This is a genomic window from Gordonia sihwensis NBRC 108236, assembly GCF_000333035.1.
GTDB lineage: Bacteria > Actinomycetota > Actinomycetes > Mycobacteriales > Mycobacteriaceae > Gordonia > Gordonia sihwensis.
Window position 1 is genome coordinate 1 of the sequence record NZ_BANU01000019.1, and the last position, 11,875, is coordinate 11,875.

Sequence of the window (11,875 nt, forward strand, 5' to 3'; positions counted from 1 at the left end):
CAAGCCTGAAATAACAAAACACGACCCGCTCAACCCCATGGAAGGGATGCGGCTGGCTCGACTCGACTGACACGGGCTCGCCTTTCCGCTGGTTGAGCGAGCGGAGCGAGTCGAAACCGCCGGACCGACCCCGGTACCGCTACGCGTAGCGTCGTCCCGCCGCGACGCGCGCGATGACGCCCACGACCGCCACCACCGCGCCGGCGACCCCGACGAACAACGACACCGTCGTGAGGTGATCGGCGATCACCCCGACCACCACCTCGATGGTGGAGCGCGCGGCCTGCTCGGTGTCGGCCAGCCGCTCGCTCACGATGTGCTTGGTGAATGCCGCCAGCCCCCAGCCGGCCACGCCCGCCAGGACCGCACCGACGCCGAGCCACGCGAGGACGGTGCTGCGGCGGTTGGCCACGAGCAGTGCGATGACCGCCGCGATCACGGCGCCGATCACCGTCACCCACGACACGACGTCGATGATCTTTCCGCTGTCTTCGAGCGACCCCGCCGTGATCTGGCTCTGATCGATCGTCACGATCACCGGATGACCGATGGACACGGGCACCGGGATGGGGGCCGACGCGATCACCCGATTGATCATCGGACTGATGTCGAGTTCCATAATGTGCAGGTCGGCGTCCGGTGCCGGAGCAGTGAAGAGCCAACTGTGCTGCTGCCTCGCGACCTCGGAGAAGTCCTCGACGAAGCCGTCGCTGCGCGCGTAGTTCTTCGCGGCGGGCAGTACCAGGTCGCTCGCGACCTTGGATCCGGTGTTCTCCTCCACCGACGCCGCGACCTTCTGGGCGAAGTAGTCCTGCACTTCGGAACTGTGCGCGGCTTCCGCCGCCGAAGAGGTGAACCCGTCCGACGACACGACTCTCTGTGACAGCCACATGCTCGGCACCGCGACGATCATGCAGATCATCGCGACCACGGTGAACAGGCCGGAAACTACGCTTCGCACGGTGCCGAGGCTACCGGGTGATCGCGGCGGACTGCCAAGCCGACGAGGCCGGGGTCATTCACCGATCACATCGCGCGCGCGGCCCACGATCGCCGGATCGGGGACTCCCACCAGCGCCTCGTCCTTGCCGTCGTACTCGTGCAGACTCAGCACGTACCGCATGGCGTTGATGCGGGCCCGCTTCTTGTCGTTGCTCTTCACGACGGTCCATGGCGCGAAATCGGTGTCGGTGTCGGCGAACATCTGCTCCTTGGCCTCGGTGTACGAGTCCCAGCGATCGAGCGACGCCAGATCCATCGGCGAGAGCTTCCACTGGCGCACCGGGTCGATCTGCCGGATCGCGAACCGGGTCCGCTGTTCCAGCGGCGTCACCGAGAACCAGAACTTCACCAGGTGGATGCCATCGTCGACCAGCATCTTCTCGAACGCGGGCGCCTGCTGCATGAACTGCGCGTACTGCGCGTCGGTGCAGAAGTTCATCACCCGCTCCACGCCGGCCCGGTTGTACCAGGAGCGGTCGAAGAAGACCATCTCTCCGGCTGCGGGCAGATGCTGGACGTACCGCTGGAAATACCACTCGGTGGCTTCGCGCTCGGTGGGCTTCTCCAGGGCGACGGTCCTGGCACCGCGGGGATTGAGGTGCTCGTTGAACCGCTTGATGGTGCCGCCCTTGCCCGCCGCGTCGCGCCCCTCGAAAACGAGCAGATGCCGCTGCCCGGTCTGCTTGGTCCACTTCTGCAGCTTCAGCAGTTCGATCTGCAGACGGCGTTTGGTGACCTCGTACTCGCGGCGGCTCATCCGCTCGTCGTACGGGTAGTCCTCGCGCCAGGTGTCCACCACGTTCCGGGTCGGGAGCGTCAGCAGGATGGGATCGTCGTCGTCATCGTCGACGACGGCGAACCCGGCGGTGTTCCGCAGGTCCACGAGGTGCTGCAGAGCCTCGCGCCCGGAGACCAGGCTGAGGTCGGGTCCCACGTGCTGAACGGGGTTGCTGTCGCCGGTGATTCCATCCACGTCCGTCAGATTAGCCCGGTTCGGCGGCTCCGGCACCAGCAGCGTGTCGGGGTCAGCCCGGCGCGCGGTGCACACCCGGCACGAAGCGGACGATCACCAGCAGGATCCAGGTGATCAGGACGTACGGCCACGTGAAGAGCGGCACCTGGGTTCCGAGCATGAGCCGCTCGAGCAAGACCGCCAGCAGTGCTCCGATCACCGCCATCACCCACGGCATCCACCGTCCAGAGAGGAACACGCACGCCATCGCGATCGCGACCAGCACCGACGAGTAGCCGTCGAGTCCGTGATAGTCGCGCAGCGGCGAGGATCCGATCGCGACGGCGAAACCGGCGGCCAGCGCGCTGCCCAGGAGCGCCGCCAGACCCACCCGCCAGCCCGCGACGGTCAGGCCGACGAGGATCAGCAGACCGGAGATCGGATCGTCGATCAGAACCACCTGCGAGATCCCGCTGAGGATCGCGTGCACGGCGACCTCGAAGCGGTTGCCGTCGATCTCCGCCAGCGCGCCCGCGGGCTCCTGCAGCGGCTCGGTGGCGTAGTGGACGGCCTCGGCCACCAGGCAGAACGGCGCCGTCGTCGCGGGCAGCGCGAACTGCGCGAATCCGCGGGCGGCGAACAGCGCGACGAAGGCGACGGTGATCGGACCGCACAGCAATCCGCCGACCACCGTGGCGATCACACCGGCCCAGCCCGCTCCGAGCATGGTGAAGGCCGCCGCACCCACGAGAATCCCGCAGAAGCCGTGCATTCCGGCGCGCAGCGCCGAACCGTCGGGCGACCCGGGGAAGCGGTCGCGCAGGGCGACCCCCGCGGCGGTCGAAGCCGCCAGCCCGATGACGCCCAGCAGCGCCATTCCCCAGTCCGCGACCGCGAATCCCGCCAGGATCAGCAGACCGCACCACACGTTCGGCTGGAAGTAGATCTGACCGATCCCGTTGAGTGCGGTGGCCGCCGCGTCGCGCGGCGACCCGAAAGGTTCGGCCGGAGCGTCCGTCCGCGTCTCGACGTCACTCACTGCGGACCTCCTGCTTCCAGCGGTTCTCGATATCGCCGAAATGCCAGATCGCCAGTGCCGCGGCCCATGCGGCGACGAACACCCCGACGATCACGAATCCCGCGTAGTCCAAGTCGATTCCGGCGACCCACGCCAGCGGCCCGGACTCGACGTGAGTCTCGTCGGCGAGCACCCCGGCCAATTCCACCGTGCCGATCCCGAGAGCCGCCGCCACGGAGATCGAGGTGATCGTGATGTTGTAGTAGACCTTCCGCACCGGCCGTGCGAAGGCCCAGCCGTATGCCGCGTTCATGAACACCCCGTCAGCGGTGTCCATCAGGCACATCCCGGCGGCGAACAGGATCGGCAGCACGAGGATCGCGTAGAACGGCAGGTAGAACGCCGCCGCACCGCCCGCGAGCACCAGCAGGCCCACCTCGGTGGCGGTGTCGAAGCCGAGACCGAACAGCACGCCGACGGGATAGATGTGCCACGGCTTGCGCACCGACTTCGCCAGCCCGCCGAGCAGCCGGTTCATGAAGCCGCGCTTGTTGAGCTGTTCCTCCAGTGCCTCCTCGTCGAACTCACCGCGCCGCATCTCGCGAAACACTCTGACGATGCCGATGAGCACCACGAGGTTGGCCGCCCCGAGGATCCACAGGAACACTCCCGACACCGACGCCCCGATCACACCGGTGATCGAATGCAGGGTCGACGAATCGTCCTCGATCTGCCCGGCGAGTGCCCGAACGCCCACCGCCAGCAGGACCGTCAGCCCGAAGACGATGGTCGAGTGCCCAGCGAGAACCAGAACCCGACCGAGAGGGGCTTCGGCCGGGCGGGCAGTCCGTCGGCCCGGCGATCGGCGTCGTCCGCCAGCAGTTTCCGGGTGGCGTTGTCGACCGCGGCGATGTGATCGGCGTCGAAGGCGTGCCGGAGGCCGAAGGTGTACGCCAGCATGCCCACGCCGACGGTGAACTCGGTGTGGGCACCCCCGAGTTGGAAGTGCTCGGGCGCCGCCAGACCCACGAGCATACCGATGCCCACCACGTGCAGGAGCACCACCACCGCGGTCATACCGCCGAGTGACAGGCGGTCGCGCGCCGACAGTCCGCCCCAGAGGGCCTGCAGACGGCGCACCGGTCCCGGCCGGGAGTCCGTCGAGGCGGTCACGGCCGCGCCGCCGACGGATCATCCGCCCGCGCGGGCCTGAGCAGAGAGGAAGGGAGAGTGAAGGAACCGATCCGCACTACCGTCATTCGCGAAGCATAAGCCGGATCGGCCGACTTCGTCTCAGTGCACGTACAATTCGCCCCACCGGAAGCAGCCCCGACCGGTGGTCGTGTCGTAGGTGGCGGCCATGCTGCCCAGGCACGCGACGCCGTCGCCGGTGGCGAACGCTCCGCCCGCCGCTCCGGACACCGCGACCGTGGTACCGCCGCTGCGGCCCTGCGCCACCGACGTGGAGTACGGGCCCATCGTGTACGCGTAACCGTTGCCCCGGTGGATGCCGCTCGCGAGCGCCGACGAATTGACGCCGTTGTTCTGCGCCGTCGCCGTCCCTCCGGTCGTCGCGACGGCGAGCGCCGCACCGTTGTTTGTGGTGTCCTGCGCCGAGGCGCGGCTGCCCGGACCGGCGTTCGCGATGCAATGACTCTGGCCGTTGGCGCGCTCGACGCGCTGGTTGTCGTTCGCGGTGCAGTTGGTCGACGCCGCGGCGTGACCACCGCCCAGCAACGACGTCAGTCCGAACGCCGCGGCGACGGCGGCGATCCCGAACACGACACGAAAGAACAACGACCCGATTCGCATGACTGTCCCTCTCAACAAGACGCGACTGTGCGGCCGCTCACCGGCGCACGATGCAGCCGCCACCCTACTCGCGAGTTTCGCGATTCCAGGTTCCTCACAGCCGATCGTGACCGGACTGATTCCTGCCGTGGCATCGGGCCGTGGTCGCCCCACCCGCAGGCGCGACGCGAGACGACAGAACCCCCGTCCGGGACGGGGGTTCTGTCGTCGAAGTTCGCGTCTACTGTGAGCGTCTCGAGTCCGAGTCGCGCTCAGCTGCGGCGCTTGACCTCCTCGGTGAGTCCCTTCTTGGCGGTGTCGACCGCCATCTTCTGGGCTCGCTTGACGATGAGTCCGGGGAGCTTGATCTTCAGGTCGACGGTGAGGTCGAACTTCACGTGCGTCGTATCGCCGTTCTCGGTGAGCGTGTAGACGCCGTGCTGCTCGCTGAGCTGATCGCTCTCGACCAGATCCCAGGTGCAGGTGTTGTCGGTCCAGGAGTAGTCGAGGGTCTGGTTGTCGGTCATGCCGACCGCACTCACCGAGACCTCCACGCGAGCGGGCCGCCCGTCGGCGTCCTCGGTGAGGATCTTCGCCGACTTGTGCGGGCCCGACCACTCCGGCAGGGACTCGACGTCGAGCAGCACCTCCATCACCAGCGCGAGCGGGGCCTTGAGGTCGAATTCTGTTGATGCAGAGACAGCCATGGACAGAACCTACCCCAGCCGGTGACGATGGACCCGGCCGCCGCCGGAATCTTCACTCTCCTCAGCGCGGTTCCGCATCGGTCACGGTTTCGGGAACGGGGCGTCGAACCAGCTCGTTCAGCGTGAGCACGACGCGGTCGAGCGGCTCGACGCTGCGCCGCGCTCGGCACAGAACCACCGCGCCTTCGATGCCCGACAGGACCGCATCGGCGAGTTCGTCCGCGCGCCGGTCGTCGAAGCCCTCCTCACGGAACCGGGCCGCCAGCAGATGCGTCCACTGCAGAAAGACCTCTTCGCCGGCCTCGGCCGCCTCGGGGTCGCGCTCGCGTGCCTGCGCACCCGCCGCCACCGGGCAGCCGACCTCGAAGTCGGTTTCGATCAGCCTCCGGCGCCAGATGCCGGCGACGGCGGCCACCGCGTCGGGAAGCGGCCGCCTACGGGCGCGATTCAGCTCCGCCCCGAGTACCTCGCCCGCGAAGTAGACGGCCTCGGCCATCAGCTGAGCGCGACCGCCCGGAAAGTGGTAGTAGACCGATCCGCGGGCGGCGTCGGCAGCTGCCAGTACGTCGCCGATCGAGGTACCCGCGACTCCGTGGCGGGCGATGAGGTCGGCCGCGCACCGAACCATCGCGGCCCGCGGCGAGTCCGGCTCCGGCGATCTCACAGCCTCAGGCCTCGAGGAACCGCTCTCGCAGTTCGGACTGCGCGGCGGAGTCGATTCCGAGAGCCTCGGCGAAATACGCCTCCATGCCGCCGTGAACCCGATCCACCTCGTCGAACGCCGCCTCGAGATACTCCGGCCGCACACCCAGGACCTGCCTCAGCGCATCCGCGTCGCCGCCCGCAGCCGTGAACTTCTCGAACACCGGAGCCAGGGCCGGAACCAGACGGTCGTTGGTGAGCAGATAGTCGCTGAAGACGTCGTCGCGGGCGACGCCCATCAGCGACAGGAAGGACGCCGAGGCCCAGCCGGTGCGGTCCTTGCCGGTGGTGCAGTGGAACAAGGCCGGCGATCGGTCCTCGCCGAGGAGCCCCTCGTAGAAGCGGCGGTAACCGGTCTTCGCGCTGTCGAGAGTGATCATCTGGCGATACGTGCCCGCCATCGTCGAGATGGCGCCGCCGCTCTCGAGCACCCGATTGATCTCGGCGACACCCGCCGGATCGGTCAGGACGGTCGCCAGGTTGGCGGGTACGGCGGTCTGCGCATCGGCCAGGACGTCCAGGTGCACTTCGGCGACGTCGGCCCACACCGGGTCCGGCATCGCTTCGGTCTCGCCGGCCGACCGCAGATCGTAGACGGTGCGGAGGCCGAGAGTCGCGGCGATCTCGGCGACCGCCGACGAGTCGTGAACGATGGACCGGAAATCGGTGGACCGGAACAGCATTCCGTGGCGGACCGGCCGCCCGTCGACTCCGACCCATCCGCCGAGATCACGCAGATTGGGGAGCACGGGGAACGGACTGGGGGCGCCGGGGACCCGGGTCTGCTGGTCGGTCATGAAGTCTCATTATGCTCAGCCGAGGCTCGGCACGCTGTCTAACATGGCGGATGTGAGCACTCTCCCAGACGCCCACGACGGCGAGCCGCTGACCGATTCCCTCCCCGCAGACCTCGTCGCCGATGTGGACCGGATCATCGACGCCGACACCGACCGGCTGGTGGAGACGTTCAAGGACATTCACCGCAATCCCGAACTCGGATTCGCCGAAGTCCGGACCGCCCGCATCATCGAGCTGGCCCTGCAGAACCTCGGCTTCGACATCACGACCGGGATCGGTACCACGGGGGTGGCCGCCATCTACCGCAACGGCGACGGTCCGGTGGTGATGTACCGCGCCGACATGGACGCACTGGCGGTGCAGGAGGAGACGGGCGTCGAGTACGCGAGTGAGAAGCGGGTCACGCGCGAGGACGGCACCGAGGTGCCGGTGGCCCACGTCTGCGGCCACGACGCGCACGTCACCTGGATGCTGGGGATGGCGCACGCACTGATCGAACTCAAGAACCGCTGGTCCGGGACCCTGGTCCTGATCGGTCAACCCGCAGAGGAGCCGATCACCGGAGCCAAGGCGATGGTGGACGACGGTCTGTACAACTTCATCCCCAAACCGGACGTGTTCATCGGCATGCACACCGCGCCCGCCCCGGTGGGGGTGGTCGTCTCGTCTCCGGGGCCGCGGCTCGCGGGCACCGATCAGCTCGACATCCTCTTCCACGGTGTCGGAGGCCACGGCTCCATGCCGCAGAAGGCGAAGGACCCGGTGCTGATGGCCGCGATGGCCATCGTGGAGTTCCAGACCATCGTGTCGCGGATGATCGATCCGCAGCAGACCGCCGTGCTCACCGTCGGCGCCGTCCACGCCGGCTCCGATAACAACGTGATCCCCACACAGGCCCTGCTCAAGGCGAATCTGCGCTGGTACGACCCCGCGGTCCGGGAGATCATGCTGTCAGCGGTCGAGTCGGTCGCCGACGGGATCGCCAGGACGTACGGGATGCCCGAGGACAAGCTGCCGGAGATCACCCTGAAGGGCGGGTCGAGTCCGCTGGTGAACGACCTCGAGTTGTCCGAACGCATGGCCCGAACGCTCGCGGCGGTCCTCGGCGACCAGCAGATCGTCACCGACATGCCGCGAGCCACCGGTTCGGAGGACGTCCAGCTGCTGAAGGGCCCGTACCCGGAGATGCCGTTCAACTACCTCCTGGTCGGCATCGCGAACCATGAGACCTTCGCGGCGGCTCAGGCGCAGGGCGAGCCGTTCCCGTTCGCTCCGCACAACCCGAACTACCTGGTGGACCTGTCGGCCATCCCCTTCGGCGCCAAGGTCGCCGCCTACTCGATGCTCGGCCTGTTGAACCGGAGCTGACCCCGCGACGCCGAAGGCCGGCCACCCCTTCGGGTGACCGGCCTTCGTTCTGCGTGGAATCGCAGGGGGGTTCTGAATCAGATCAGAAGCCCATGCCGCCCATCTCGTCGGCACCCGGCATGGCCGGAGCGGCCTTCTCGGGCTTGTCGGCGACGACGGCCTCGGTGGTGAGGAACAGACCGGCGATCGAAGCCGCGTTCTGCAGCGCCGAGCGGGTGACCTTGACAGGGTCGTTGATGCCCGCGGCGAGCAGGTCCTCGTAGGTGTTGGTCGACGCGTTCAGGCCGGTGCCGAGCGGCGAGTTGCGGACCTTGTCCGCGACGACGCCCGGCTCGAGGCCTGCGTTGACGGCGATCTGCTTGGCCGGAGCCTCCAGAGCGACCTTCACGATGTTGGCGCCGGTGGCCTCGTCGCCCTCGAGAGCGAGACCGTCGATGGCCGGCTCCGACTGCAGCAGGGCCACGCCGCCGCCGGCGACGATGCCCTCTTCGACGGCAGCCTTCGCGTTGCGGACGGCGTCCTCGATGCGGTGCTTGCGCTCCTTGAGCTCCACCTCGGTGGCAGCGCCGGCCTTGATGACTGCGACACCGCCGGCCAGCTTGGCCAGACGCTCCTGCAGCTTCTCACGGTCGTAGTCGCTGTCGCTGTTCTCGATCTCGCCGCGGATCTGTGCGACGCGGCCCGAGATGGCGTCGGCATCGCCGGCACCGTCGACGATGGTGGTCTCGTCCTTGGTGACGACGACCTTGCGGGCGGTGCCCAGCAGCTCCAGGCCGGCGCTCTCCAGCGACAGGCCGACCTCTTCGCTGATGACCTCGCCACCGGTGAGGATGGCGATGTCGGCCAGCATGGCCTTGCGGCGGTCACCGAAGCCCGGGGCCTTGACGGCGACGGACTTGAAGGTGCCCTTGAGCTTGTTGACGATCAGGGTCGAGAGAGCCTCGCCCTCGACGTCCTCGGCGATGATCACCAGCGGCTTACCCGACTGAATGACCTTCTCCAGCAGCGGCAGGAGGTCCTTGATGGTCGACACCTTGCTCGAGACGAGCAGGATGTACGGATCCTCGAGGACGGCCTCCTGGCGGTCGGCGTCGGTGACGAAGTAGCCCGAGATGTAGCCCTTGTCGAAGCGCATGCCCTCGGTGAGCTCCAGCTGCAGACCGAAGGTCTGAGCCTCTTCGACGGTGATGACACCCTCGTTGCCGACCTTGTCCATCGCCTCGGCGATCAGGTCGCCGATCGACTGGTCGCCGGCGGAGATGCCCGCGGTGGCAGCGATCTGCTCCTTGGTCTCGACCTCCTTGGCCGACTTCAGCAGCGACTCGGTGACGGCCGCGACGGCCTTCTCGATGCCGCGCTTGAGGCCGAGCGGGTTCGCGCCGGCCGCGACGTTGCGCAGACCCTCGCGGACCAGCGCCTGCGCCAGAACGGTGGCGGTGGTGGTGCCGTCGCCGGCGATGTCGTCCGTCTTCTTCGCGACTTCCTTGACCAGCTCAGCGCCGATCTTCTCGTACGGGTCCTCGAGTTCGATCTCCTTGGCGATCGAGACACCGTCGTTGGTGATGGTGGGGGCGCCCCACTTCTTCTCCAGGACGACGTTGCGACCCTTCGGTCCAAGGGTGACCTTGACGGTGTCGGCGAGGCTGTTCAGGCCGCGCTCGAGTCCGCGACGGGCCTCTTCGTCGAAAGCAATCTGCTTTGCCATTGGTAAGTGATCCTCCGGTAGGGGGTGACACTAAGTCTTCTGGGCCGGACTCGATGCCCGCGACGGACGACCGGGGTGTCTGTTGGACCGATCTCACCGTTCCGACCTGGCACTCACACTCCGTGAGTGCCAGACTCCGTTTTAGCACTCGCATAGTGAGAGTGCAAGGTCTGGCCCCGGAGCTCGACGGCCGCCGCTTCGGCGCGTATAAGCAGGTCAGCAACCACGTCCCGGACCGCTACCTCTTGGTGCGGTCGAGTCCCAGCTGGTCGGTGATGTAGAAGAACGGATCGGTCTGATCGCTGAGGCCGACGACGTTGGCCGCACCCGGACCGTACGCCGCGATCCGGACCTGCCCGCCGGTGTGCTGCTCCTCCCCCGGCTCGAGCGAGGTCCCGTAGTTGACCGCGATCGGGTCGCCGTCGCGACCGGTCAGCAGCCGGGTGAGTCCGGGCATCGGCAGCTCCGGATGCGGTTCCACCACCTGGCTGGTGTGCGCATGGTCGCCGGTGACGATCACCAGCGTGTTCTTGTCCTTCTTCGCGAAGTCGAGCGCCTTGCTCACCGCATCCGACAACTGCACCGTCTCGCCGATCTGACCGCACGGATCGGCGTCGTGGTTGGCCTTGTCGACCGACCCGGACTCCACCTGCAGGAAGAACCCCTTGTCGTTCTTCAACAGGTCGATCGCCTTCTGAGTCATGTCTCCGAGCTTGGGCGTGGCCGAGGTGAACGCGGGATTGGGCGCGCACCGGACCGGCGGCTGCTCGATGCCGTCCTTGACGGCGGTCGCCTTGTCCCAGATGCGCGGCAGGTTGCCGTCGGCGAAGACACCGAGCACCGGCTTGTCCTGGTCCGCTACGGTCACATCGTGCATCTCGTCCGCCGAGCGGACGATCTGATAGCCGCGCTCCTTGGCCTGCGCCTCGAGCGTCTTGCCCTGGTATCGGCCCGCCGTGGCCGTCTGCGCGAAGGTGGCCCACCCGCCGCCGAACGTGACGTCGGGGCGGGCCGCCAGGAGCTGTTCGGTGATCGATCCCGCGCCGCCGTTCTCGAGCGCGTTCTCCGGGCACTTCTCGGTGGTCTCCTTCGGGCCGTAGCACTTGCGCTGAGTCACGTGCGCCACCTGCACGGCCGGCGTCGCATCCTGCAGTTCGGTGGTCGTGACGTCTCCGGTGCGCAGGCCGTTGGCGCGGGCGATCTCCAGGATCGTGCGTTGCGGCACCCCGTTCACGTCGACGCCGACAGCGCCGTTGTACGTCTTCGTCCCCGTCGACCACGCCGTGCCGGAGGCCGCCGAGTCGGTCGTGTAGTCGGGCTTGTGGGTGTCCTTGTTCAACGAGTACGTGGTGTAGTCACCGCTCAGCGGAAGCTCGTCGATACCGGGGATCGCGCCGGCCGCACCCCACTGGTAGTTGCGAGCCAGGGTCAGTTCCTGGTTCGCGGTGCCGTCACCGATGATCAGGATGACGTTCTTGGCTCCCGACTTCTGAATCGAATCGGCGATCGCCTGCGTCTGATCCTCCGCCAGCCGCCGGGCACCGCCGTGCACCGTGATGTCGCCGGTTGCCGCGCGCGAGATGTCGACGTCTGCGGCCTTGTCGCCGTCGACGCCGGCCGAGCAGGCGCCGAGCACTCCGGTGAGTCCGAGAGCTGCTGCCGCGAGTGCGCCCGCCCTGCGGGCCTTCTTCTTCTCCAGGTTCTGAGCCATGAAAGGTATGCCAACAGCCGCATATGAACGGCCGTCGGCCTCGAACCGAACTCCATTCGACGAGCGGGTGCCCGCCCGAGTCGATCCGGCGTACCGGAGGCGAACGCCCGGTGAATCCGCC

At 67.7% G+C, this 11,875-nt stretch carries 10 protein-coding genes and 1 pseudogene; 1 reads left to right on the top strand and 10 read right to left on the bottom strand.

Annotated elements, in window-relative coordinates; translation table 11 throughout:
- Nucleotides 1–139 precede the first annotated feature (139 nt).
- From GSI01S_RS12535 to GSI01S_RS12570, 8 genes and pseudogenes are all read right to left on the bottom strand, one after another.
- Nucleotides 140–961: a hypothetical protein gene (locus GSI01S_RS12535; protein ID WP_006896939.1), complete on the bottom strand. Its 822-nt coding sequence runs from the start codon at nucleotides 959–961 to the stop codon at nucleotides 140–142.
- A gap of 54 nt (nucleotides 962–1,015) precedes the next feature.
- A complete protein-coding gene (gene ppk2, locus GSI01S_RS12540) occupies nucleotides 1,016–1,966 on the bottom strand; it encodes a polyphosphate kinase 2 (RefSeq protein WP_039867673.1) in 951 nt (316 codons plus the stop codon).
- Between the two features lie 61 nt (nucleotides 1,967–2,027).
- Complete coding sequence (locus tag GSI01S_RS12545; RefSeq protein ID WP_006896941.1) at nucleotides 2,028–2,993, bottom strand: urea transporter; 966 nt, start codon at nucleotides 2,991–2,993, stop codon at nucleotides 2,028–2,030.
- A pseudogene (gene nicT, locus GSI01S_RS12550) lies at nucleotides 2,986–4,049 on the bottom strand (Nickel transporter NicT). The gene GSI01S_RS12545 and the pseudogene nicT overlap by 8 nt, the downstream one beginning before the upstream one ends.
- A 216-nt stretch (nucleotides 4,050–4,265) precedes the next feature.
- Nucleotides 4,266–4,769 (bottom strand): DUF6764 family protein, encoded by a 504-nt coding sequence (locus GSI01S_RS12555; RefSeq protein WP_231650280.1) that lies wholly within the window; start codon nucleotides 4,767–4,769, stop codon nucleotides 4,266–4,268.
- Nucleotides 4,770–5,035: 266 nt separating this feature from the next.
- Nucleotides 5,036–5,470 (bottom strand): SRPBCC family protein, encoded by a 435-nt coding sequence (locus GSI01S_RS12560; RefSeq protein WP_006896945.1) that lies wholly within the window; start codon nucleotides 5,468–5,470, stop codon nucleotides 5,036–5,038.
- Between the two features lie 61 nt (nucleotides 5,471–5,531).
- On the bottom strand, nucleotides 5,532–6,134 hold the full coding sequence (locus GSI01S_RS12565) for a TetR/AcrR family transcriptional regulator (protein WP_051999659.1): 603 nt from the start codon (nucleotides 6,132–6,134) through the stop codon (nucleotides 5,532–5,534).
- 4 nt (nucleotides 6,135–6,138) lie between these two features.
- Complete coding sequence (locus GSI01S_RS12570; RefSeq protein ID WP_006896947.1) at nucleotides 6,139–6,969, bottom strand: tyrosine-protein phosphatase; 831 nt, start codon at nucleotides 6,967–6,969, stop codon at nucleotides 6,139–6,141.
- 43 nt (nucleotides 6,970–7,012) lie between these two features.
- Between GSI01S_RS12570 and GSI01S_RS12575 the strand changes: the two genes are divergently transcribed.
- A complete protein-coding gene (locus GSI01S_RS12575) occupies nucleotides 7,013–8,338 on the top strand; it encodes an amidohydrolase (RefSeq protein ID WP_231650281.1) in 1,326 nt (441 codons plus the stop codon).
- Nucleotides 8,339–8,420: 82 nt separating this feature from the next.
- On the opposite strand, the gene groL is transcribed toward GSI01S_RS12575, so the two are convergent.
- Both groL and phoA read right to left on the bottom strand, forming a co-directional pair.
- A complete protein-coding gene (gene groL, locus GSI01S_RS12580) occupies nucleotides 8,421–10,043 on the bottom strand; it encodes a chaperonin GroEL (RefSeq protein ID WP_006896949.1) in 1,623 nt (540 codons plus the stop codon).
- 238 nt (nucleotides 10,044–10,281) lie between these two features.
- On the bottom strand, nucleotides 10,282–11,754 hold the full coding sequence (gene phoA / locus GSI01S_RS12585) for an alkaline phosphatase (protein WP_006896950.1): 1,473 nt from the start codon (nucleotides 11,752–11,754) through the stop codon (nucleotides 10,282–10,284).
- Between the last annotated feature and the right edge of the window lie 121 nt (nucleotides 11,755–11,875).

What these genes read in the sequence shown, in the direction of transcription:
- GSI01S_RS12570 (WP_006896947.1), bottom strand. Translation starts at nt 6,969, where the DNA reads ATGACCGACCAGCAGACCCGGGTCCCCGGCGCCCCCAGTCCGTTCCCC.
- phoA (WP_006896950.1), bottom strand. Translation starts at nt 11,754, where the DNA reads ATGGCTCAGAACCTGGAGAAGAAGAAGGCCCGCAGGGCGGGCGCACTC.
- GSI01S_RS12560 (WP_006896945.1), bottom strand. Translation starts at nt 5,470, where the DNA reads ATGGCTGTCTCTGCATCAACAGAATTCGACCTCAAGGCCCCGCTCGCG.
- GSI01S_RS12575 (WP_231650281.1), top strand. Translation starts at nt 7,013, where the DNA reads ATGGCGGATGTGAGCACTCTCCCAGACGCCCACGACGGCGAGCCGCTG.
- groL (WP_006896949.1), bottom strand. Translation starts at nt 10,043, where the DNA reads ATGGCAAAGCAGATTGCTTTCGACGAAGAGGCCCGTCGCGGACTCGAG.